The sequence below is a fragment of the Xanthomonas rydalmerensis genome, assembly GCF_033170385.1.
In the GTDB taxonomy this organism is placed as follows: Bacteria; Pseudomonadota; Gammaproteobacteria; order Xanthomonadales; family Xanthomonadaceae; genus Xanthomonas_A; species Xanthomonas_A rydalmerensis.
In genome coordinates this window covers 2992624-3014116 of sequence record NZ_CP126170.1, presented here as the reverse complement: position 1 = coordinate 3014116, position 21493 = coordinate 2992624, and the positions used below count along the sequence as shown (strand labels likewise).

At 69.1% G+C, this 21493-nt stretch carries 20 protein-coding genes; 14 read left to right on the top strand and 6 right to left on the bottom strand.

Going from position 1 to position 21493, the window contains the following annotated elements:
* Positions 1-5 precede the first annotated feature (5 nt).
* The 4 genes from QN245_RS12620 to QN245_RS12605 all read left to right on the top strand — a co-directional run bounded on the left by QN245_RS12620 (position 6) and on the right by QN245_RS12605 (position 6356).
* On the top strand, positions 6-1301 hold the full coding sequence (locus QN245_RS12620) for a sugar ABC transporter substrate-binding protein (RefSeq protein ID WP_317845362.1): 1296 nt from the start codon (positions 6-8) through the stop codon (positions 1299-1301).
* Positions 1298-2179, top strand: coding sequence for a carbohydrate ABC transporter permease (locus QN245_RS12615; protein ID WP_317843331.1), 882 nt, complete (start codon positions 1298-1300; stop codon positions 2177-2179). Before QN245_RS12620 ends, QN245_RS12615 begins: the two co-directional genes overlap by 4 nt.
* Positions 2176-3012, top strand: coding sequence for a carbohydrate ABC transporter permease (locus QN245_RS12610; protein ID WP_160965105.1), 837 nt, complete (start codon positions 2176-2178; stop codon positions 3010-3012). The genes QN245_RS12615 and QN245_RS12610 overlap by 4 nt, the downstream gene beginning before the upstream one ends.
* Positions 3013-3239: 227 nt before the next feature.
* The gene (locus QN245_RS12605; RefSeq protein ID WP_317845361.1) at positions 3240-6356 is read left to right on the top strand and encodes a discoidin domain-containing protein; all 3117 of its coding nucleotides are present in this window, start codon (positions 3240-3242) and stop codon (positions 6354-6356) included.
* Between the two features lie 158 nt (positions 6357-6514).
* Here QN245_RS12605 and QN245_RS12600 read toward each other — a convergent pair whose 3' ends face one another.
* The 5 genes from QN245_RS12600 to zwf all read right to left on the bottom strand — a co-directional run bounded on the left by QN245_RS12600 (position 6515) and on the right by zwf (position 12449).
* Positions 6515-7168: a bifunctional 4-hydroxy-2-oxoglutarate aldolase/2-dehydro-3-deoxy-phosphogluconate aldolase gene (locus tag QN245_RS12600; protein ID WP_160965101.1), complete on the bottom strand. Its 654-nt coding sequence runs from the start codon at positions 7166-7168 to the stop codon at positions 6515-6517.
* A gap of 78 nt (positions 7169-7246) precedes the next feature.
* Entirely contained in the window at positions 7247-9163 is a 1917-nt protein-coding gene (edd, locus tag QN245_RS12595; RefSeq protein WP_317843330.1) for a phosphogluconate dehydratase, read from the bottom strand.
* A gap of 129 nt (positions 9164-9292) precedes the next feature.
* Positions 9293-10012: a 6-phosphogluconolactonase gene (pgl, locus tag QN245_RS12590; protein WP_048488905.1), complete on the bottom strand. Its 720-nt coding sequence runs from the start codon at positions 10010-10012 to the stop codon at positions 9293-9295.
* Positions 10009-11016, bottom strand: a complete 1008-nt coding sequence (glk, locus tag QN245_RS12585) for a glucokinase (RefSeq protein ID WP_160965097.1) — start codon at positions 11014-11016, stop codon at positions 10009-10011. The genes pgl and glk overlap by 4 nt, the downstream gene beginning before the upstream one ends.
* The gene (gene zwf / locus QN245_RS12580) at positions 11013-12449 is read right to left on the bottom strand and encodes a glucose-6-phosphate dehydrogenase (RefSeq protein ID WP_160965095.1); all 1437 of its coding nucleotides are present in this window, start codon (positions 12447-12449) and stop codon (positions 11013-11015) included. Before zwf ends, glk begins: the two co-directional genes overlap by 4 nt.
* A gap of 432 nt (positions 12450-12881) precedes the next feature.
* Here zwf and QN245_RS12575 point away from each other — a divergent pair, with 432 nt between their 5' ends.
* On the top strand, positions 12882-14006 hold the full coding sequence (locus tag QN245_RS12575) for an ABC transporter ATP-binding protein (protein ID WP_184643357.1): 1125 nt from the start codon (positions 12882-12884) through the stop codon (positions 14004-14006).
* Between the two features lie 30 nt (positions 14007-14036).
* On the opposite strand, the gene ygfZ is transcribed toward QN245_RS12575, so the two are convergent.
* Positions 14037-14909, bottom strand: a complete 873-nt coding sequence (gene ygfZ / locus QN245_RS12570; RefSeq protein ID WP_317843329.1) for a CAF17-like 4Fe-4S cluster assembly/insertion protein YgfZ — start codon at positions 14907-14909, stop codon at positions 14037-14039.
* On the opposite strand from ygfZ, the gene QN245_RS12565 reads away from it, so the two are divergent.
* From QN245_RS12565 to lolD, 9 genes are all read left to right on the top strand, one after another.
* Positions 14811-15119 (top strand): DUF1674 domain-containing protein, encoded by a 309-nt coding sequence (locus QN245_RS12565; protein WP_317843328.1) that lies wholly within the window; start codon positions 14811-14813, stop codon positions 15117-15119. The two genes, ygfZ and QN245_RS12565, sit on opposite strands and share 99 nt — an antisense overlap.
* A 60-nt stretch (positions 15120-15179) precedes the next feature.
* A complete protein-coding gene (gene sdhC, locus QN245_RS12560; RefSeq protein WP_160965089.1) occupies positions 15180-15572 on the top strand; it encodes a succinate dehydrogenase, cytochrome b556 subunit in 393 nt (130 codons plus the stop codon).
* Entirely contained in the window at positions 15569-15955 is a 387-nt protein-coding gene (sdhD, locus tag QN245_RS12555) for a succinate dehydrogenase, hydrophobic membrane anchor protein (protein WP_160965087.1), read from the top strand. Before sdhC ends, sdhD begins: the two co-directional genes overlap by 4 nt.
* Before the next feature lie 29 nt (positions 15956-15984).
* Positions 15985-17775, top strand: a complete 1791-nt coding sequence (gene sdhA, locus QN245_RS12550) for a succinate dehydrogenase flavoprotein subunit (protein ID WP_160965085.1) — start codon at positions 15985-15987, stop codon at positions 17773-17775.
* 106 nt (positions 17776-17881) lie between these two features.
* Complete coding sequence (locus QN245_RS12545) at positions 17882-18664, top strand: succinate dehydrogenase iron-sulfur subunit (RefSeq protein WP_010342653.1); 783 nt, start codon at positions 17882-17884, stop codon at positions 18662-18664.
* 127 nt (positions 18665-18791) lie between these two features.
* A complete protein-coding gene (locus QN245_RS12540) occupies positions 18792-19040 on the top strand; it encodes an FAD assembly factor SdhE (RefSeq protein ID WP_267096640.1) in 249 nt (82 codons plus the stop codon).
* Positions 18991-19443 (top strand): hypothetical protein, encoded by a 453-nt coding sequence (locus QN245_RS12535; RefSeq protein ID WP_317843327.1) that lies wholly within the window; start codon positions 18991-18993, stop codon positions 19441-19443. The genes QN245_RS12540 and QN245_RS12535 overlap by 50 nt, the downstream gene beginning before the upstream one ends.
* A gap of 23 nt (positions 19444-19466) precedes the next feature.
* Positions 19467-20711, top strand: a complete 1245-nt coding sequence (locus tag QN245_RS12530) for a lipoprotein-releasing ABC transporter permease subunit (protein ID WP_160965081.1) — start codon at positions 19467-19469, stop codon at positions 20709-20711.
* Positions 20712-20748: 37 nt separating this feature from the next.
* Entirely contained in the window at positions 20749-21456 is a 708-nt protein-coding gene (gene lolD / locus QN245_RS12525) for a lipoprotein-releasing ABC transporter ATP-binding protein LolD (protein ID WP_486684762.1), read from the top strand.
* Positions 21457-21493: the final 37 nt, after the last annotated feature.

Below are 21493 nucleotides of genomic sequence, written 5' to 3'. Positions count from 1 at the left end.
CACGCATGATCGGTCGTTGGTTTTCGCTGGGTTTGCTGGTGGTGGCGATCTGTGGCTGCGCACGCGCGCCGCAGGGCGAGGTGGTGCGGTTCTGGGCGATGGGCCGCGAGGCCGAGGTGGTGGCCGAGCTGATCCCGCAGTTCGAGAAGGAGAATCCCGGCATCCACGTGGACATCCAGAACATCCCGTGGACCGCCGCGCACGAGAAGCTGCTCACTGCGTTCGCCGCCGACGGCCTGCCGGACGTGTGCCAGCTGGGCAACACCTGGATTCCGGAATTCGCCGAGCTGGGTACGCTGCAGCCGCTGCAGCCCTACGTCGACCGCTCCAAGGTGGTCGACCCGAAGGACTACTTCCCCGGCATCTGGGACACCAGCGTCATCGATGGCCATCTCTACGGCATCCCCTGGTACGTGGACACGCGCCTGCTGTTCTACCGCAAGGACATGCTGCGCGACGCCGGCGTGACCAAGCTGCCGCAGACCTGGGCCGAGTGGGAACAGGCGATGGCGGCGGTCAAGCAGCATGTCGGGCCGAAGCGCTACGCCATCCTGATGCCGCTCAACGAGTTCGAGCAGCAGCTGTCGCTGGGCCTGCAGCTGCCCGATCCGCTGCTGCGCGACAACAACAACTACGGCAATTTCGAAAGCCCCGGTTTCCGCAAGGCGCTGGCGTTCTACGCCAACATGTTCGACCAGGGTTGGGCGCCGAAGATGTCGGAGACGCAGATCTCCAATGTCTGGGACGAGTTCTTCAATGGCTTCTACGCCTTCTACATCTCCGGCCCGTGGAACATCCGCGAATTCCGCAAGGTGCAGCCGCCGGCGTTGAAGGATCAGTGGGGCACCATGCCGCTGCCCGGTCCGGACGGTCCCGGCGCCGGCATCGCCGGCGGCACCAGCCTGGTGATCTTCCGCAAGTCCGAGCACAAGGACGCGGCGTGGAAGCTGATCGAGTTCCTGTCGCGGCCGCAGATCCAGGCGCGCTTCCATGCGCTGATCGGCGACATGCCGCCGCGGCGCAGCACCTGGGCGTATCCGTCGCTGGCCGACGATCCGTTGGCGCACGCGTTCCGTGACCAGCTGGAGCGGGTCAAGCCGGCACCGAAGGTCCTGGAGTGGGAGCGCATCGTGCAGGAGATGCGGCTGGCCACCGAGCGGGTGGTACGCGGCGGCGAACCGCAGGAGAAGGCAATGCAGGAACTGGACAAGCGGGTCGACGAGATCCTGGAGAAACGCCGCTGGATCCACCAGCAGCATCGCGAAGGCACGGCGGCGCCGGCCGCGGGAGCCACGCCATGAAGCGCGGTTGCCTGATCGGCTGGCTGTTCGCCGGCCCGGCGCTGATCGTGATCGGCGTGTTCTTCGGCCTGCCGGTGCTGTCGGCGCTGGCGCTGAGCGTCACCGACTTCGACCTGTATTCGCTGGCCGACCGCCACAACCTGCGCTTCGTCGGCTTCGGCAACTACAGCGAGTTGCTGCAGACGCCGATGTTCTGGAAGTCGCTGTGGAACACCACCTACTTCGTGATCGTCGGCGTGCCGCTGTCCATCGCCGCCTCGCTGGGCGCGGCGCTGCTGCTGAACGCGCCGGTGGCGCGGTTCAAGGCGCTGTTCCGCACTGCCTTGTTCGCGCCGGTGGTGACCACGCTGGTGGCGGTGGCGGTGATCTGGCGTTACCTGTTCCACACCAGCTACGGCCTGGTCAACTATGGCCTGGCGCACCTGGGCATCGGCCCGATCGACTGGCTCGGCGACCCGCACTGGGCGATGCCGACCATCATGCTGTTCGCGGTGTGGAAGAACTTCGGCTACAACATGGTGATCTTCCTCGCCGGCCTGCAGGCGATCCCGCAGGACCTGTACGAGGCCGCGCGCATCGACGGCGCCTCGAAGTGGCGGCAGTTCCTGCACATCACCCTGCCGATGCTCGGGCCGGTGCTGCTGGTGGTCGGGGTGATCACCGTGTCCGGCTACTTCCAGCTGTTCGCCGAACCCTACGTGATGACCCGTGGCGATCCCCTGCAGAGCACGGTCAGCGTGCTGTACTACATGTTCGAGGAAGGCTTCAAGTGGTGGAACCTCGGCCGCGCGTCGGCGGTGGCGTTCCTGCTGTTCCTGATCATCCTGGGAGTGACGACGGTGATGCTGCGCTTCGGCCGCAAGAGGGACCTGGTATGAGCCGTGAGATCGGCGCCTCGCGCTGGAACACGCTGCTGGTCAACGGCGGGCTGCTGCTGCTCGCCGTGATCAGCCTGGCGCCGCTGTTGTGGATGGTGTCGGTGTCGTTCATGCCGGCGGGGCAGGCCAGCCGCTTCCCGCCGCCGATGCTGCCCACCGGCGCCACCCTGGCCAACTACGGCGAGCTGTTCTCGCGCACCGGCATGGCGCGCAATTTCGCCAACAGCCTGCTGGTGTCCTGCGCGATCACCTTCGGCTCGCTGCTGGTCAACACCATGGCCGGCTATGCCTTCGCCAAGCTGCGCTTCGTCGGCAAGGAACGGATCTTCCAGATCCTGCTGGCGGCACTGGTGATCCCGGCGCAGGTGGCGATGCTGCCGCTGTTCCTGCTGATGAAGCAGCTGCACCTGGTCAACAACTTCGGCGGGGTGATCGTGCCGGCGCTGGCGACGGTGTTCGGCATCTTCCTGGTGCGCCAGTACGCGCGGTCGATCCCGGACGAGTTGCTGGAGGCCGCGCGCATCGACGGCGCCGGCGAGCTGCGGATCTTCTTCCAGATCGTGCTGCCGATGCTCAAGCCGGTGCTGGTGACGCTGACCATCTTCACCTTCATGGCCGCGTGGAACGACTTCATGTGGCCGCTGATCGTGCTGACCGACCAGGAGCACTACACCTTGCCGGTGGCATTGGCGGCGCTGTCGCGCGAGCACATCATGGACGTGGAGATGATGATGGCCGGCGCGGTGGTCACGGTGATCCCGGTGTTGGCCCTGTTCCTGGCGCTGCAGCGCTACTACATCCAGGGCCTGCTGCTCGGCAGCGTGAAGGGGTGAGGCGCAACGCTTGCGCGCCACTGGCGCGCGTTGCGCCGAACGCCCGGCCATGGATGGTCATGCCGCAGATGTAGGAGCGGCTTCAGCCGCGTCAGCAGACGGGCAATGCCACTGGGGCACCGGGGGCGGACGCCCTCGCATACAAGCAGACACGCAACGACACGACAGCAACGGGGAAGGCGATGAGGGACGGGATGGCGATAACGTGCGCACGCGCGATGCTGACGATGCTGGGGCTGGCGGCCGCCCATGCCGTCGCCGCGCCGCCGACCTCCACGGTGACGCTGGACAGCTTCAACGATCTGGACAAGTGGCAGATCGTCGTCTCCAACCAGGTCACCGCCTCGACCCGGCTGGTGCAGGCGCCCAGCGGCGGCCGCGCCAAGGCGCTATGCCTGGACTACGACTTCAACGGCGTGTCCGGCTACGCCGGGATCCGCCGCAGCGTGCCGATCGACTACCCGGACAACTACCAGTTCGCGTTCCAGCTGCGCGGCGAGTCGCCGAGCAACGACCTGCAGTTCAAGCTGGCCGACGCCAGCGGCGACAACGTGTGGTGGGTCAACCGGCCACGCTATGCGTTCCCCACGCAATGGAGCACGGTTACCTTCAAGAAGCGGCAGATCGACAAGGCCTGGGGGCCGAGCCCGGAGAAGGAACTGACCCGCAGCGCGCAGATCGAGTTCACCATCTACAACCAGGTCGGTGGCGCCGGCACGGTGTGCTTCGACCAGCTGACCCTGACCCCGCTGCCGCCGCAGGACACCTCGCCGCTGACGGTCAAGGTCAACACCGATACCGCGCCGGCGCTGGAGCAGCGCATCGCCGACGGCAAGCCGGACACGGTCTGGTACAGCGGCAACGCCAAGAACCAGACGATCATGCTGGACCTGGGCAAGGTGCGCGAGTTCGGCGGCGCCAAGGTGCAGTGGGCGCCGGGCGTGTACGCCTCGCGCTACACGGTGCAGGGCTCGGCCGACGGACGCAGCTGGCGCGAGTTGCGCCAGGTGACCGCCGGCAACGGCGGCACCGACTGGCTGGCGCTGCCGGACACCGAGGCACGCTATGTGCGCTTCGACCTGCAGGACGGCCCCAGCTTCCGTTACGGCATCGCCGATATCGCGCTGCAGCCGCTGGCCTTCGCCGCGACCCAGAACGACTTCATCAAGTCGGTGGCGGCACAATCGACCCGCGGCTGGTTCCCGCGCGGCTTCAGCGGCGAGCAGCCGTACTGGACCATCGTCGGCCTGGACGGCGGCCGCGAACAGGGCTTGGTCGGCGAGGATGGCGCGATCGAGGTGGGCAAGGGCGGCTTCAGCATCGAGCCGTTCCTGTTGCTGGACGGCAAGCGCCTGAGCTGGGCCGACGTCAAGACGGCGCAGAGCCTGCAGGACGACTACCTGCCGATTCCCAGCGTGGACTGGACCCACGACAACGCCGCGCTGCGCGTGACCGCCTTCGTGCAGGGCGAGCCGGAGCAGGCGCAACTGGTGGCGCGCTACCGGCTCAGCAATCCGAGCAAGCAGCCGCACGACTACACCCTGGCGCTGGCGGTGCGTCCGTTCCAGGTGAATCCGCCCAGCCAGTTCCTCAATACCGTCGGCGGCGTCAGCCAGATCCGTTCGCTGGCGATCGCCGGCACGCAGGTGCAGGTCAACGGCCAGCCGCGTGTGTTCGCGGTGCAGAAGCCGGATGCGGCCTATGCCACTGCATTCGACGCCGGCATCGACGTCGAACGGCTGAGCACCGACGCCAGCGGCCTGCCGCAGCAGGCGCAGGATCCCGACGGGTTGGCCTCCGGCGCACTGCTGTATCGCGGGCGCCTGGCCCCGGGCGAGGTGCGCGAGGTGGCGCTGGTGATTCCGCAGACCGGCAACGCCGCGCTGCCGGCGGGCTTCGATGCCGCACGCGCGCAGCAGCAGGTCGCCGCGCAGTGGCACGAGAAGCTGGACCGCGTGCAGCTGCGCGTGCCGGCGCAGGGCAAGGCGGTCGCCGACACGCTGCGCACCGCGCTGGCGCACATGCTGATCTCGCGGATCGGGCCGCGCCTGCAGCCGGGCACGCGCTCGTACTCGCGCAGCTGGATCCGCGACGGCGCGATGATTTCCGAAGGCCTGCTGCGGCTGGGCCGCGCCGACGTGGTCCGCGAGTACGTGGAGTGGTACGCGCCCTACCAGTTCGCCAACGGCATGGTGCCGTGCTGCGTGGACGACCGCGGCAGCGACCCGGTGCCGGAGAACGACAGCCACGGCGAACTGATCTACAGCGTCGCCGACTACTACCGCTACAGCGGTGACCGCGCCTTCCTGGAGCAGATGTGGCCGCACGTGCTCGGCGCCTACACCTACATGGAGCAGTTGCGGCTGAGCGAGCGCACCGACGAGAACCACGCGCGCAACGCGGCTTTCTACGGGATGATGCCGGTGTCGATCAGCCACGAGGGCTATTCGGCCAAGCCGATGCATTCGTACTGGGACAACTTCTGGGCGCTGCGCGGCTACAAGGACGCGGTGAGCATCGCCGCCGAACTGGGCCGCATCGACGATGCCGCGCGCTTCGCCGCCTCGCGCGATCAGTTCCGCCAGGACCTGTACGCCTCGCTGGACGCGGCCACCCAGCAACACCACATCAACTTCCTGCCGGGCTCGGCGGAACTGGGCGATTTCGATCCGACCTCGACCACCATCGCGCTGGCACCGGGCGGCGAACAGGGCCGGCTGCCGCAGGCCCTGCTCGACAACACCTTCGAGCGCTACTGGAGCGAGTTCGTCGGCCGCCGCGACGGCACTCGCGAGTGGAAGGACTACACCCCATACGAGTGGCGCAACGTGTCCGCGTTCGTCCGCCTGGGCTGGCGCGAGCGCGCCTGGGAGGCGACGCAGTTCTTCTTCAAGGACCGCGCCCCACAGCCCTGGAACCAGTGGGCCGAGGTGGTCTCGCGCACGCCGCGCAAGCCGTTCTTCCTCGGCGACCTGCCGCATGCCTGGGTCGCGTCCGACTTCGTGCGCTCGGTGCTGGACATGTTCGCCTACGCCCGCGACGTCGACGACAGCCTGGTGCTGGCCGCCGGCATTCCGGCCGACTGGCTCGACGGCAAGGGCGTGGCGATCGAGCAGTTGCGCACCCCGCAGGGGCCGCTGAGCTACCAGCTGCGCCGGCAGAAGAACCGCTTGCTGCTGAACATCCCCGAGGGCCTGCGCATGCCCAGCGGCGGCCTGGTGCTGCCGTGGCCGTACCCGGGCGAACCGGGCCGCACCGTGGTCAATGGCGAAGCGGCGCAGTGGGAGCACGGCGAACTGCGCATCCATGCGTTGCCGGCGGATGTGCAGATCGAGATGCGGTGAGGCTGGGATTCGGGAGTCGGGATTGGGGATTCGTAACAGCTAAAGCAAAAAAAGCGCTGGCATGCCGGCGCTTTTTTTTGAGGTGCTGGGTGGAGCTGCTTTTGCGAATCCCCAATCCCGAATGCCCAATCCCGGCGGCCGCGGCCGCGGCCGCGGCGCTACCGCGCCGCCGCCACGATCGCCGCCGCCTTCGCCGAACTCTCCCGCACCTTGTCCCAGGCGCCGTCGGCCAGCCAGTCCTTGGGCACCATCCACGAGCCGCCGATGCAGACCACGTTGGGCTGCGCCAGGTACTCGGCGGCGGTGCTTTCGCCGATGCCGCCGGTGGGGCACAGCTTGAGCTCGGCCAGGGGCCCGGCCAGGCCCTTGAGCATCGCCAGGCCGCCGACCGCGGAGGCGGGGAACAGCTTGCACACGCGGAAGCCGCGCTCCATCAGCGCCAGCAGTTCGCTCGGAGTGGCCGCGCCCGGCACCACCGGCAGCGGCGCCTGCGCCAGGGCGTCGGCCAGGGTCGGGGTGGTGCCTGGGGTGACGATGAAGTCGGCGCCGGCGTCGATCGACTGCTGCAGCTGGGTGGCGTTGAGCACGGTGCCGGCGCCGATCACGATGTCCGGCAGCTCGCGCTTGAGCATCGCCAGCGCTTCCATCGCCACCGGCGTGCGCAGGGTCAGTTCGATCGCCGGCAGGCCGCCTTCGAGCAACGCGGCCGACACGCGGCGCGCCTCTTCCAGGCTGTGGACGGTGACGACGGGCAGGATGCCGGCCGCGCGCAGCAGCTGCTCGGCCTTGGTCTGGTGTTCGGCGATGGTCATAAGCGTCTCGGTTGCGAGGGGGCAAGGCCCCGGCCGCGTACGGGCGGGGCAGGGTGGGGCGCGCGGTAGCGCCGCCGGTCAGGCGTCCTTGGATTCGTGCGGCGCGGCGGCGGCCTCGGCATCGCGGCCCAGGTCGTACTCGGCGTCGTAGTTCCACAGGTCGCCATCGGCGGCCGGCGGGCCGCAGGAGATCGACAGCGCGCCCTGGTCGGCGGGGCCGACCATGCGGCGGTTGAGCCCGAACAGGTTGCGACCCATGTCGTGCGCGGCCGGCGCGGTGTTCGGCGCCAGCGGCCGTGCCGCCCACTCGGCGGCGTCCACCAGCACTTCCAGGGTGCCGGCTTCGCCGTCCAGGCGCACGATGTCGCCTTCGCGCACGCGTGCCAGCGGGCCGCCTCGCGCCGCTTCCGGGGTCACGTGGATGGCCGCGGGGAACTTGCCGGAGGCGCCGGACAGGCGCCCGTCGGTGACCAGCGCCACGCGCCGGCCCTGGTTCTGCAGCAGGCCCAGCAGCGGCGCCAGCGAATGCAGCTCCGGCATGCCGTTGGCCTGCGGGCCCTGGTAGCGCAGCACCACCACGAAGTCGTGCGGCAGCGCGCCGGCGGCATGCAGCTTGTTCAGCGCCTGCGGCGCGTCGATCACCACGGCCGGCGCTTCGATGCTGCGGAACTGCGGCTTCACCGCCGACAGCTTGATCAGCGAGCGGCCGAGGTTGCCGCGCAGCAGGCGCAGGCCGCCCTGCGCCTCGAACGGGTTGGATGCCGGACGCACCACCGCCTCGTCGGCGCTCTTGGCCGGACTCGGCACGTAGGCCAGCTTGCCGTCCTGCACGCACGGCTCGTCGCCGTAGGCGCGCATGCCGCCGGGCACGATGGTGGCCAGGTCGTCGTGCATCAGCCCGGCGTCCATCAGCTCGCGGAACACGAAGCCGATGCCGCCGGCGGCGGCGAAGTGGTTCACGTCGGCCTCGCCGTTCGGATACACCCGCGCCAGCAGCGGCACCAGCTGCGACAGCGCGTCCAGGTCGTCCCAGGTCAGCACGATGCCAGCCGCGCGCGCCACCGCCAGCCAGTGGATGGTGTGGTTGGTGGAGCCGCCGGTGGCCATCAGCGCGACCACGGCGTTGACGATGGCGCGCTCGTCGATCAGCCGGCCCAGCGGGCGGAAGTCGCTGCCCAGGGCGGTGATGCGCAGCGCGCGCTCGGTCGCCTGCTGGGTCAGCGCGTCGCGCAGCGGGGTGCCGGGGTTGACGAAGGAGGCGCCGGGCAACTGCACGCCCATCGCTTCCAGCAGCACCTGGTTGGAGTTGGCGGTGCCGTAGAAGGTACAGGTGCCGGGGGCGTGGTAGGACGCCGATTCGGCGGCCAGCAACTCCTCGCGGGTGGCCTGGCCGGCGGCGTAGCGCTCGCGCACTTCCGCCTTCTGCTTGTTGGGGATGCCCGGCGTCATCGGCCCGGCCGGCACGAACACCGCCGGCAGGTGGCCGAAGGCCAGCGCGCCGATCAGCAGGCCGGGCACGATCTTGTCGCACACGCCCAGGTACAGGCTGGTGTCGAACATGTCGTGGCTGAGGCCGATGGCGGTGGCCTGGGCGATCACGTCGCGCGAGAACAGCGACAGTTCCATGCCCGGCCGGCCCTGGGTCACGCCGTCGCACATCGCCGGCACGCCCCCGGCCACCTGCGCGGTGGCGCCGAGCGCGCGCGCGGTGTTGCGGATGATCTCCGGGTAGTGCTCGAACGGCTGGTGCGCCGAGAGCATGTCGTTATAGGCGGTGATGATGCCGAGGTTGGGAGTGATCCCGCCTTCCAGCCGGCTCTTGTCGGTGGGGCCGCAGGCGGCGAAGCCGTGGGCGAGGTTGCCGCAGCTCAGGCGGCTGCGGAACGGGCCGTCGCGCAACGCGGCGTCGATGCCGGCCAGATAGGCGCGCCGCGACGGCGCACTGCGCTGGCGGATGCGTTCGGTGATCGCGTGGAGGGTCGGATGCAGGCTCATTGGCGGAAATGGCTATGAAGTGTGGGGGGGCGTCGCGAATCGGGACTCGGGAATGGGGACTCGGGAGAGCGGGGATGCGTCAGCACGCGGCCGTTGCCAATCCCCAATCCCGACTCTCCACTCCCGGCCTCACTCGCACCAATGCACGCGCAGGCGCGCACCGGGCGTATCGAAGGCGACGCGAATCGGATACTCGTGCGGATCGGTGCCGGCCAGCGCACGTTCCAGCACCTCCAGCTTCTGCTTGCCGCGCAACAGCAGCATGCGCTGGCCGATCGGCGCCAGGCCGGCCGGAGTCAGGGTGATGCGCAGCGGCCAGGTATTGGCGCCGGGGCAGCCGGTGGCGTCGAGCGCGGCGTAGGGCAGCGGGTTGGTCAGGGCCTTGTTCAAATCGGTGGCGCCGGGGAACAGCGAGGCGGTGTGGCCGTCGCCGCCCATGCCCAGCACCGCCATGCATGCGGCCGGGGCGTGCTGCGCATGCAGGTTGGCCGCGTGCACGCAGTCCTGCAGCGGCTTGCCGACCCGCACCAGCGGCTCGAACCGCGCGTCCTCGGTGCGATCCAGCAGGCTGTGCCGGATCAGGTAGGCATTGCTGTCGCTGTCCTGCGGCGACAGCCAGCGCTCGTCGACCAGGCCGACCTCCAGCTTGGACCAGTCCAGCGGCAGCTCGGCCAGCGCCTGGTACACCGGCGCCGGGGTGGTACCGCCGGACAGCAGCAGGCGCGCGCCGCCGCGGCGCTGGATCTCCTCGCGCAGCGCGGTGCCGATCTCGGCCGCCGCCGCGTCGATCCATTCATCCGGATCGTCGTAGCGGATCAGCGTGATGCGGTCGGACAGCGTGGGGCTCATGCAATGGCTCCTGGGGATTGCCGCGCGGCGTCCACCGCGTAGGCAGCGGCGCCGAGCAGGCCGGGACGGGGATGGGTCACCGCCAGCGACGGCACCCGCGCCATGATCGACGAAAACCGGCCCTTGTGCTCGAAGCGCTGGCGGAACCCGGAATGCTGGATCGCGTCGAGCATCTTCGGCACCAGCCCGCCGGTCAGGAACACGCCGTCCCAGGCGCCCTGCATCAGCACCAGGTCGCCGGCGATGGCGCCGAACACAGCGCAGAACACGTCCACCGTGCGCATCGCCCGGTAGTCGCCCTGCGCGGCGCGCGCGGTGATGTCTTCCGGCTGCAGCGGGCCCGGGTCGTCGCCGGCGATCTCGCTCAGCGCGCGGTGGATGTTGACCAGGCCCGGGCCGCAGATCAGGCGCTCGTTGGAAACGCGGCCGAACTGCTGCGAGAGCAGTTCCAGGATGCGGATCTCCTCCGGCGTGCCCGGCGGGAAGCTGACGTGACCACCCTCGGTTTCCAGCGGGAAGCAGCGCCCGCCGCGCACCAGCAGGCCCCCCACGCCCAGGCCGGTGCCGGGGCCGATCACGCCGTAGTTCCGCGGCACCTCGATCGGCGACGGCGTCCAACTGGCGCCGCCGACCTGGACCACGTCCTGCGGCCGCAGCAGGCTGATCGCCATCGCCTGCGCGGCGAAGTCGTTGATCAGGTGCAGTTCGTCGAAGCCGAGCATGGCGCGGGTGCGCGCCCGCGAGATCACCCACGGATGGTTGGTGATGCGCGCCTCGTCGCCGTCGACGCGGCCGGCGACCGCGAAGGTGCCGCTGCGCGCGTCCACCCCGGTCTGTTCCAGGTAGTGCCGGGCGGCGTCGCCCAGCGACGGGAACTCCACCACCGAGTAGGTCTGGGTGCTGTCGTCGAGCAGCGGCACCGAGGCGTCGAGATCGGCGAGGGCGAAACGGGCATTGGTGCCGCCGATGTCGGCCACCAGCACCGGGCGTTGCGGCGCGCTCACGGCGTGCCCCGCGGCGCGGCGCCGGACTGGTCGCAGGACACGTAGGCCTGCGCTTCCTCCGGCCCCCAACTGCCGGCCGGGTAGGGCAGCAGCGGCAGTTGCGCCTGCGCCCAGGCGGCGCTGACGCTGTCGATCCAGGCCCAGGCGGCACGCACCTCGTCGTCGCGCACGAACAGCGCGTGGTTGCCGTTGAGCGCGTCGAGCATCAGCCGCTCGTAGGCGATGCGCCGGTGCAGGCCGGTGGGCACCGACAGTTCCAGTTCCAGCGGCTGCAGTTCCAGCGCGCCCCATTCCGGACCGGCCAGGCTGCTCATCAGCCCCAGTTCGATGTTCTCCTGCGGCTGCAGCTGGAAGGTCAGCCGGTTCGGCGCCGCCTGCTGCGCGGCCGGGCGCTCGAACAGCCAGTGGGTGACCGGCTTGAGCGTGACCACCACGCGGGTGGAGCGCTCGGCCAGGCGCTTGCCGGTGCACAGCCGGAACGGCACCCCGGCCCAGCGCCAGTTGTCGATGTAGGCGGTGACCGCGGCGAAGGTTTCCACGTCGCTGCCTTCCGGCGGCTGGTAGGCCTGCGCCGGCTGGCCGTTGATGGTGCCGGCGGTGTAGCGCCCGCGCACGCTGTCGCGGGCGGCATGCTCTGCGCTCAGCGGACGCAGCGCACGCAGCACCTTGACCTTCTCGTCGCGGATACGGTCGGCTTCCAACGACGCCGGCGGCTCCATCGCCACCAGGCACAGCAACTGCAGGATATGGCTCTGCACCATGTCGCGCAGCGCGCCGGAACGCGCGTAGTAGGCGTCACGGCCGTCCACGCCCTCGCTCTCGGCGACCAGGATGTCCACCGACTCGATGTAGGTGCGGTTCCACACCGCTTCCAGCAGCGTGTTGCCGAAACGCAGCGCGATCAGGTTCTGCACCGCGGCCTTGCCCAGGTAGTGGTCAAGGCGGAATACGCGGTCCTCGTCGATCAGCGCGCCGATCGCCTGCACGATTTCGCGGGCGCTGTCCGAATCGTGGCCGATCGGCTTCTCCAGCATCAGCCGGTGCGGCGCGGCCAGCGCCCCGCCCAGGGCCAGGCCCTGGCAGGTGCTGATGTACAGCCCCGGCGGGATCGCGAGATAGCTCACGCAGCGGCGCGCGGTCAGGTCGCGCACCGCGGCGGCCACCGATTCGGCATCGCGCAGGTCCACCGAGCGGTAGTCGATGCGCGCCAGCAGCGCCTGCACGATCGATTCGCCGATCTGCGGCATCGCCGCCTGCAGGCGCGGCTTGAGGAGTTCGTGGAACTTGGCGGTGTCGTGCGGCGACAGCGCCAGCGCGCGGATGCGGAAGTCCTCCGGCAGGAAGCCGTCGTCGAGCATGCGCAGCAACGAGGGGAACAGATAGCGCTGGGCCAGATCGCCGGTGGCGCCGAACAACAGGAAGGTATCGTGCATCGACCGGGTTTCGGTTTCGGGTGACATGGTGTCGATCACCTGGGGGCTAGGAGTGACGTGGCGTGGGGAAGCGGACGGCGGGAACGGCCTGTATCCGGCCGGTTCGGGCGAAAGCGTGACGCGGAAAGGCCGCCAGACGGGAACGCACGATCCAGGAGATGAATACGACTGCCAGACCTCTGAGCATACCTCTCCCATGCCGCGTGCTGCAGGCCGGATAACGACGGCGCGCCGGATCGGCGGCTGGCGGATCGCATTGCGTGCCCTCCCAGGCTCGATGTTGCCCCGTGAAAACGGTTACATGGCAGAATACCGCATCGCGATCCATTGTTGCCTGCGCGCTGGCACGATGCGACCCGCATTCGTATGCACTGCCTTCGGGAGGGACCGGCGGCAGCCCGTTCCTCACTGCCGGAAACCGGATACCGCACCATGGCGAAAGTACAACTGGACAACATCCGCAAGGTCTACGACAACGGCCAGGTCGCCGTGCACGGGGCCAGCTTCGAAGTGGCCGACGGCGAACTGATGGTGCTGGTCGGGCCGTCGGGCTGCGGCAAGTCCACGCTGTTGCGGATGATCGCCGGCCTGGAAGAGATCAGTGGCGGCGAGTTGCGCATCGGCGAGCGCGTGGTCAACGACGTGGCGCCCAAGGACCGCGACATCGCCATGGTGTTCCAGAGCTATGCGCTGTACCCACACATGACCGTGGCCGAGAACCTGGCGTTCGGGCTCAAGCTGCGCGGCGAGAGCAAGGAGGTCATCCGCCAGCGCGTGGCCGCCGCCGCCGACACCCTGGGCCTGACCCCGATGCTGGACAAGCTGCCGCGCGCCATGTCCGGCGGCCAGCGCCAGCGCGTGGCGCTGGGCCGCGCGCTGGTGCGCGAGCCGGCGGTGTTCCTGCTCGACGAGCCGCTGTCCAACCTGGACGCCAAGCTGCGCCACTCGGTGCGCACCGAGATCGCGCAGCTGCACCGCAAGCTCGGCACCACCATGATCTACGTCACCCACGACCAAGTCGAGGCGATGACCCTGGGCCAGCGCATCGTCGTGCTCAAGGACGGGCTGATCCAGCAGATCGACACGCCGATGGCGCTGTACGACCGCCCGGCCAACCTGTTCGTGGCCGGTTTCCTCGGCAGCCCGGCGATGAACGTGCTGCGCGGGCGGCTGGTGGAGGAGGGCGGCCTGCACCTGCAGTTGCAGGACGGCGGGCGGGTGCCGCTGCCGGGTGCGCAGATCGCGCCGCAGTGGCTGGGCCGGGAGCTGGCGATCGGCGTGCGGCCGGAGCACCTGCAGCCGAGCGAGGAGGCGCAGGCGGGCTTCGAGGCCACCATCGAGGTGATCGAGCCGGTCGGCAACGAGATCTTCGTCAATCTCAGCCACGGCGCGCAGCCGCTGGTGATGCGGGTGGCGCCGCGTGCGCTGCCGGGCCTGGGCGAGCGCCTGCGGGTGGTGGTGCGCGGCGAGGCATTGCACTTCTTCGACGGCGAGAGCGGGGAGCGGCTGGAGAGCCGGGACACGGGACCCGGGACCCGGGGCCCGCAACAGCCGTAAGCGACGGCAAGTACGGCGGTTGGCGCGCGCTCAGCGCGCCAGGCCGTCGCGCAGGGGCTGCCAGTGCGCCGGATGGCCCTCGACCTCCAGCCCGGTCGGCGGTGCGTCCTCCAACGGCAGGACCGCCAGCGCCAGGGTGCCGGCGACGCTGACCACGCTGCCGAACGGCTGGCCGTCGCGCAGCACCGCTGCGTCGATCGCGACGGCGTCCTCCAGCTCCAGCAACTGCACCGCGCGCTTGGCCTTGCCCAGGAAATGGGTACGGGCGACGATTTCCTGGCCGGGGTAGCAGCCCTTCTTGACGCTGAAGGCGTGCAGCCGGTCCAGGCCCAGTTGCTGCGGCGTCCACTGTTCGCGCTGGCTCGGCGCAAGCCGGACCAGGCCCAGGCGCAGGTCGGCCGCGCGCCAGGCCTGCGTCAGCCCCGGGTCGGCCGCCGGCGCATCCGCCACCGCTGCCGGCACCAGGCGCAGCGTGCGCGGCAGGCCGTCGCCGCCCATGTCCAGCTCGATCACGCCGGCCTCATCGTGCGCCGACGTCGCGCCCCGTGCCTGGTCCGGTAGGCTCGGACGACCGAAAGCAAGCAGCGTGTCCTCGACGGCGAGGCGCAGCTTGCGCCGGAACACGAAGCGGCCCAGCGCTGTCGCCAACTCCTCGGCGCCACCGTCGGGCAGCAGCATCAGCAAGGCGTCGTCGGCCTGGCGCAGCAGCGCGAACACCGCGATCACCCGGCCCTTGGCGGTGAGCCAGGCGTTCCATTGCCACTGGCCCGCCGCCAGCGCCTGCACGTCGTTGGCGAACTGGGCATGGGCGAAGGCCACTGCATCTGGACCGCGCAATGCGACGTATTGCAGGTGTGGCAAGGCGGAAAAACCGCCGGAATCGAGATTCAGGTTGTCAGGCACGAGAGGGGAGGACTAAAATTGACGAGTTGTGAGACCCGCATGATAGGCCAACCAACCCCCACACCCGAGTCCGATCCCGAAACGCAGCGGCCCGCCGAGGACACCCCTCCGCAGAGCCCGCCTGCGCCGCGGGAGATCGGCGGACGCGGCGGCCTCGAGCCGACGCGCTACGGCGACTGGGAGAAAAACGGACGCTGCATCGATTTTTGATCAGCTTTGAGCCAACGCGGCCTTAAGCACGCCGCCCAGCCGAGACAACGAGCCAAGCGCATGGCGACCCGCGAACGTCCTCTTTCCCCCCATCTGCAGGTCTATCGCTGGCAGATCCAGATGGTCACGTCGATCCTGCACCGTGCCACCGGCATCGTGCTGTCGCTCGGCGCGCTGATCATCGCCGCCGCACTGCTGGTGCTGATGCTCGGCCCGGCGTCCTGGAACTGCTTCCGCGGCATGGCCGGCGCCTGGTACGGGCAGGTGTTCCTGTTCGCCTGGAGCTGGGCCTTCGCCTACCACCTGTGCAACGGCCTGCGCCACATCGTGCAGGACTTCGGCCACGGCTTCAGCATCCCCGCGTTCGTGCGCAGCAGCTGGATGTCGGTGATCGCCAGCCTGGTGATCGTGGCGCTGATCTGGGCCTACGTCCTCAACGGAGCCGCCGCATGAGCCGCTACCGCACCCCTCTGAAGAACGTCCGCGGCCTGGGCGCGGCCAAGTCCGGCACCGAACATTTCGTGCTGCAGCGGCTCACCGCCACCGCGCTGGTCGGCCTGGCCGTGTGGTTCCTGGTGTTCGTGCTGAGCCTGCTCGGCGCCGACTACGTCACCGCCACCGAGGCCGTGGCCAAGCCGTGGAACGCGGTGCTCCTGGTCGGCTTCCTGATCGCGATGTTCTGGCACGCGCAGATCGGCCTGCAGGTCATCCTCGAAGATTACGTGCACAACTCGCTGCTGGCCCTGGCGCTGCAGACCACGGTGAAGTTCGTCGCCGTGCTCGGCGCGATCGTCGGTGTATTCGCGGTCGCCCGCATCGCCCTGGGCAGCGCCTGATCGGCGCCCGGAACAGGAATTCAAAGTAGATGTCCGCTTACAAGATCACCGAACACAAGTACGACATGGTCGTGGTCGGCGCCGGCGGCGCCGGCCTGCGCGCGACCTTCGGCCTGGCCGCAAAGGGCCTGCAGACGGTCTGCCTGACCAAGGTCTTCCCGACCCGTTCGCACACCGTGGCCGCGCAGGGCGGCATCTCCGCCGCGCTCGGCAACATGGGCGAGGACGACTGGCGCTACCACTTCTACGACACCATCAAGGGCTCGGACTGGCTGGGCGACCAGGACGCCATCGAGTACATGTGCCGCGAGGCGATTCCGGCGATCATCGAGCTGGAGCACTACGGCGTGCCGTTCAGCCGCACCGAGGATGGCAAGATCTACCAGCGTCCGTTCGGCGGCATGACCACCAAGTACGGCGAAGGCCCGTCCGCGCAGCGCACCTGCGCCGCCGCCGACCGTACCGGTCACGCCATGCTGCATACGCTGTACCAGCAGTCGCTGGCGCACAACGCGCGCTTCATGATCGAGTACTTCGCGCTCGACCTGATCTTCGACGAAGAGGGCGTGTGCCGCGGCGTGCTCGCCCTTGACATGGCCGAAGGCTCGCTGCACCTGTTCCGCGCCCACGGCGTGGTGCTGGCCACCGGCGGCTACGGCCGCGCCTACTTCAGCGCCACCTCGGCGCATACCTGCACCGGCGACGGCGGCGGCCTGGTGATGCGCGCCGGCCTGCCGATGCAGGACATGGAGTTCGTGCAGTTCCACCCGACCGGCATCTACGGCGCTGGCTGCCTGATCACCGAAGGCGTGCGCGGCGAAGGCGGCATCCTGCGCAACAGCGGCGGCGAGCGCTTCATGGAGCGCTACGCGCCGCACTACAAGGACCTGGCCTCGCGCGACGTGGTGTCGCGTTCGATGACCATCGAGATCCGCGAAGGCCGCGGCGTCGGTGAGCACAAGGACCACATCCTGCTCGACCTGACCCACCTCGGCCCGGGCGTGATCGACGAGAAGCTGCCCGGCATCGCCGAGAGCGCGCGCATCTTCGCCGGCGTCGACGTGCACAAGCAGCCGATCCCGGTGATCCCGACCGTGCACTACAACATGGGCGGCATCCCCACCAACTACCACGGCGAAGTGGTGCGCAAGGATGGCGACAACCCGGATTCGGTGGTGCCAGGCCTGTACGCCATCGGCGAGGCCGCCTGCGTGTCGGTGCACGGCGCCAACCGCCTGGGCTCCAACTCGCTGCTCGACTTGGTGGTGTTCGGCCGCGCGGTGGCCAACCGCTGCGCCGAGACGATCAAGACCGGCGCCCCGCACAAGGGCCTGCCGGGCGACGCCTGCGACAAGGCGCTGGGCCTGCTGGACAAGCTGCGCAACGCCAACGGCGGCACCCCGACCTCGGTGATCCGCGACAAGATGCAGCGCACCATGCAGTCCGACGCGGCGGTGTTCCGCACCAGCAAGACGCTGAAGGAAGGCGTGGACAAGATGGCCGACATCTTCGCCAGCTTCGAGGACGTGAAGGTGTCCGACCGTTCGCTGGTGTGGAATTCCGACCTGATCGAGACCTACGAGCTGAACAACCTGCTGCTCAACGCAGTGGCGACGATCAACTCGGCCGAACAGCGCAAGGAAAGCCGCGGCGCGCACGCCCACGAGGATTTCCCCGACCGCGACGACGTCAACTGGCAGAAGCACACGCTGGTCACCGTCGACGACAAGGGCCAGTGCAGCTTCGACTATCGCCCGGTGCATATGTACACGCTCAGCAGCGACGTGGACGTGGTGCCGCCGAAGCCGCGCGTTTACTGACCAAAGCCGGGATTGGGGAGTGGTGATTCGGGATTCGAAACATGCTTCGTTTCCTGCTCTCGCCCGAATCTCCAATCCCTAATCCCCAATCCCGGATTTAAAAGCCATGGCAGAGTTCACCCTCCCCAAGAATTCCAAGATCGGCAAGGGCAAGCACTTTCCCGCCAAGGGCGCGAAGAATGTGCGGACCTTCAAGGTCTACCGGTGGAATCCGGACGACGACAGCAACCCGCGGACCGACACCTACGAGGTGGATCTGGACGCGTGCGGCCCGATGGTTCTGGACGCGCTGATCAAGATCAAGAACGAGATCGACCCGACCCTGACCTTCCGCCGCTCGTGCCGCGAAGGCATCTGCGGGTCGTGCGCGATGAACATCGACGGCACCAACACGCTGGCGTGCACCAAGGCGATCGCCGACTGCGGCAAGAAGGAAGTGCCGATCTACCCGCTGCCGCACATGAGCGTGGTCAAGGATCTGGTGCCGGACCTGACCCACTTCTACGCGCAGTACGCCTCGATCAAGCCGTGGATCCGCACCCAGACCCCGCCGCCGCCGGATCGCGAGCGGCTGCAGTCGCCGGAAGACCGCAAGAAGCTCGACGGCCTGTACGAGTGCATCCTGTGCGCCTGCTGCTCGACCAGCTGTCCGAGCTACTGGTGGAACGGCGAGCGTTACCTCGGCCCGGCGATCCTGTTGCAGGCCTACCGCTGGATCATCGATTCGCGCGACGAGGACACCGGTGCGCGCCTGGACGATCTGGAAGATCCGTTCAAGCTGTACCGCTGCCACACCATCATGAACTGCGCGCGGACCTGCCCGAAGGGGCTGAACCCGGCGCTGGCGATCGCCGAGATCAAGAAGCTGATGATGGCGCGCCGCGCCTGATCGCAGCGGCGGACGTTCCAAGCGGCGGGCCTGCCCGCCGACCGCGCGGCACCGGCTTTCGGGTTCGGTGCCGCGTTCGTTTTCGGCGGCTGCCGTGCGGCGCCGCCCCCAGGCAAGGGCGCATGCGATGGACGAGACCACCGAACTGAAGAAGCTGCGCTGGCGCTGCCGGCGCGGCATGCGCGAACTGGACCAGCTGTTCGGCCGCTACCTGGACCGGCGCTGGGGGGAGGCGTCCGAGGCCGAGCGCGGGGTTTTCCTATACCTGCTCGATTGCGAGGACGATAAGTTGTGGCGCTGGTTCATGGGCTACGAGGCCTGTCCCGATGCACGCGCCGCCGATCTCATCGCCTCCATCCGCGCCATGCCGGCTTGACTGGCGTCCCTCGCGCTGGCTGCTGGCCGCGCTGACCCTGCTCGGCGCGCTGGCGCCGCTGTCGCTGCTGGGCTCCGACCTGCCGCCAAGCCTGGCCTGGCCGGCGGCCGCGCTGGCGCTGCTGTACGCGGCTTGGCTGCTGCGCCGCGAGGCCCGGCGCGCGCCGCGCAGGCTGCTGCTGCCCACCGGCGCCGGTGCGCCCAGCGTCGACGGCGTGGCGGTGACCGAGCTGCAGGTCGCCTGGCGCGGACCGCTGGCGTTCGTGCGCTGGCGCGACGCGCAGGGGCGCACGCAGCGCCTGGCGTGGTGGCCGGACACGCTGCCGGCGGCGGCACGACGTGAACTGCGTCTGGCCGCTTCGGCCCTTGCCGCTTCGTCTGCGCCGCCGCAAATGGCACCATAGCGCTCCCTGGATGGTGGCTGCGTATGTTCAAACCCTTACCCGTGGCCATCGGCCTGCGCTATCTGCGCGCCAAGCGCCGCAACAACTTCATCTCCTTCATCTCCATGGCCTCGATCCTCGGCATCGCCCTGGGCGTCACCGTGCTGATCACCACCCTGGCGGTGATGAGCGGCTTCCAGAAGGAGATCCGCGACCGCCTGCTGCAGATGGCCGCGCACGCCACGGTCAGCGCGCAGGGCGCGCCGATGGAGGACTGGCAGCACGCGGTTGACGTGGCCATGCGCGACAAGCGCGTCGCCGGCGCCGCGCCCTACGTCGAGGAAGAGGCATTGCTCACCGGCCAGCGCAACCAGCCGGCGATCGTCCGCGGCATCCTGCCCAAGGAAGAGGCCAAGGTCTCGGTGCTGGCGCAGAAGATGAAGCAGGGCTCGGTCGACAGCCTGACCCCGGGTTCCTACAACATCCTGCTCGGCCAGGAGCTGGCGCTGTGGCTGGGCGTGGGCGTCGGCGACAAGGTCGTGGTGATGCTCGGCGAGCCGCAGGCCAGCCCGATGGGCATGGTGCCGCGCTACAAGCGCTTCACCGTCAGCGGCATCTTCGAGGCCGGCTACAACGAAATCGACCGCGGCCTGGCGGTGACCAGCATGCCCGACCTGCAGCGCGTGCTGCGCATGGGCGACGGCGTCACCGGCGTGCGCCTGCGGCTGTACGACATGGACCAGGCCTGGAACGTGGCACGCGACCTGGCGCTGAACCTGCACGGCCCGTACATGGTCAGCGACTGGACCCGCGAGAACGCCAACCTGTACCAGTCGCTGAAGATGGAAAAGACGGTGATGGGCATCCTGCTGTCGCTGATCATCGCGATGGGCGCGTTCAACCTGGTGTCCTCGCAGGTGATGCTGGTGACCGACAAGCAGGCCGACATCGCCATCCTGCGCACGCTGGGGCTGAGCCCGGGCGGAGTGATGCAGGTGTTCATGGTGCAGGGCACGCTGATCGGCGTGATCGGCACCGTTGCCGGCGTGATCGGCGGCATCGTGCTGACGCTCAACCTGGAGCGGATCCTGGCCGGCATCGAGGCGGTGTTCAACATCAAGCTGCTGCCGGAGGACGTGTACTACATCACCGGCCTGCCGACCGACATGCAACCGCACGACGTCATGGTGATCACCATCGTGGCCTTGCTGATGAGCTTCCTGGCCACGCTGTACCCGGCCTGGCGCGCGGCGCGTACGCAGCCGGCGGAGGCGCTGCGCTATGAATGAGGGCAGGGAATCGGGAATGGGAAATCGGAAATCGGGAATGCAGAAGCCACAAGCGGACGCGGCGATCCGCGCCGAAGGCCTGGCCAAGACCTACGCCGAAGGCAAGATGCGCACGCCGGTGTTCGACGGCCTGGAGTTGAGCGTGGCGGCGGGCGAGACCGTGGCCATCGTCGGCGCTTCCGGTGCCGGCAAGAGCACCTTGCTGCATCTGCTCGGCGGCCTCGACGTGCCGACCTCGGGTGAGGTCTATGTGGCCGGCCAGCGTATGTCGGCGCTGACCGATGCGGCGCGCGGGCAGTTGCGCAACCGCTCGCTGGGCTTCGTCTACCAGTTCCATCACCTGCTGCCCGAGTTCACCGCGCTGGAGAACGTGATGATGCCGGTGCTGCTGGGCGGCGCGCCAATGCAGGACGCCGATGCGCGCGCACGCGCCCTGCTGGAATCGGTGGGCCTGGGCCATCGCCTGGAGCACAAGCCGGGCGAACTGTCCGGCGGCGAGCGCCAGCGCGCCGCGGTGGCGCGTGCGCTGGTCAATCGCCCGGCCTGCGTGCTCGGCGACGAGCCGACCGGCAACCTGGACGACAAGACCGCGGCCAATGTGTTCGCGCTGATGCTCGAACTCAACCGCGCGCAAGGTACCAGCCTGGTCCTGGTCACCCACGACCGCAGCCTGGCGCGCAGGCTGGACCGCGTGCTGGAGCTGCACCAGGGCAAGCTGCGCGAACTGGCGCCTGCGGACGTTTGAGGGGGCGGTGGCGGCCGCATGTGCCGCCGCGTCGAGC

Excerpts from the sequence above, each read along its gene's own strand:
- QN245_RS12620 (WP_317845362.1), top strand. The coding sequence starts at position 6 with ATGATCGGTCGTTGGTTTTCGCTGGGTTTGCTGGTGGTGGCGATCTGT.
- QN245_RS12575 (WP_184643357.1), top strand. The coding sequence starts at position 12,882 with ATGGCGAAAGTACAACTGGACAACATCCGCAAGGTCTACGACAACGGC.
- zwf (WP_160965095.1), bottom strand. The coding sequence starts at position 12,449 with ATGCACGATACCTTCCTGTTGTTCGGCGCCACCGGCGATCTGGCCCAG.
- QN245_RS12615 (WP_317843331.1), top strand. The coding sequence starts at position 1,298 with ATGAAGCGCGGTTGCCTGATCGGCTGGCTGTTCGCCGGCCCGGCGCTG.
- QN245_RS12545 (WP_010342653.1), top strand. The coding sequence starts at position 17,882 with ATGGCAGAGTTCACCCTCCCCAAGAATTCCAAGATCGGCAAGGGCAAG.
- QN245_RS12540 (WP_267096640.1), top strand. The coding sequence starts at position 18,792 with ATGGACGAGACCACCGAACTGAAGAAGCTGCGCTGGCGCTGCCGGCGC.
- QN245_RS12600 (WP_160965101.1), bottom strand. The coding sequence starts at position 7,168 with ATGACCATCGCCGAACACCAGACCAAGGCCGAGCAGCTGCTGCGCGCG.
- QN245_RS12535 (WP_317843327.1), top strand. The coding sequence starts at position 18,991 with ATGCACGCGCCGCCGATCTCATCGCCTCCATCCGCGCCATGCCGGCTT.
- QN245_RS12530 (WP_160965081.1), top strand. The coding sequence starts at position 19,467 with ATGTTCAAACCCTTACCCGTGGCCATCGGCCTGCGCTATCTGCGCGCC.
- lolD (WP_486684762.1), top strand. The coding sequence starts at position 20,749 with ATGCAGAAGCCACAAGCGGACGCGGCGATCCGCGCCGAAGGCCTGGCC.
- sdhD (WP_160965087.1), top strand. The coding sequence starts at position 15,569 with ATGAGCCGCTACCGCACCCCTCTGAAGAACGTCCGCGGCCTGGGCGCG.
- edd (WP_317843330.1), bottom strand. The coding sequence starts at position 9,163 with ATGAGCCTGCATCCGACCCTCCACGCGATCACCGAACGCATCCGCCAG.
- pgl (WP_048488905.1), bottom strand. The coding sequence starts at position 10,012 with ATGAGCCCCACGCTGTCCGACCGCATCACGCTGATCCGCTACGACGAT.
- QN245_RS12610 (WP_160965105.1), top strand. The coding sequence starts at position 2,176 with ATGAGCCGTGAGATCGGCGCCTCGCGCTGGAACACGCTGCTGGTCAAC.
- sdhA (WP_160965085.1), top strand. The coding sequence starts at position 15,985 with ATGTCCGCTTACAAGATCACCGAACACAAGTACGACATGGTCGTGGTC.
- QN245_RS12565 (WP_317843328.1), top strand. The coding sequence starts at position 14,811 with ATGGGCGAAGGCCACTGCATCTGGACCGCGCAATGCGACGTATTGCAG.
- sdhC (WP_160965089.1), top strand. The coding sequence starts at position 15,180 with ATGGCGACCCGCGAACGTCCTCTTTCCCCCCATCTGCAGGTCTATCGC.
- QN245_RS12605 (WP_317845361.1), top strand. The coding sequence starts at position 3,240 with ATGCTGGGGCTGGCGGCCGCCCATGCCGTCGCCGCGCCGCCGACCTCC.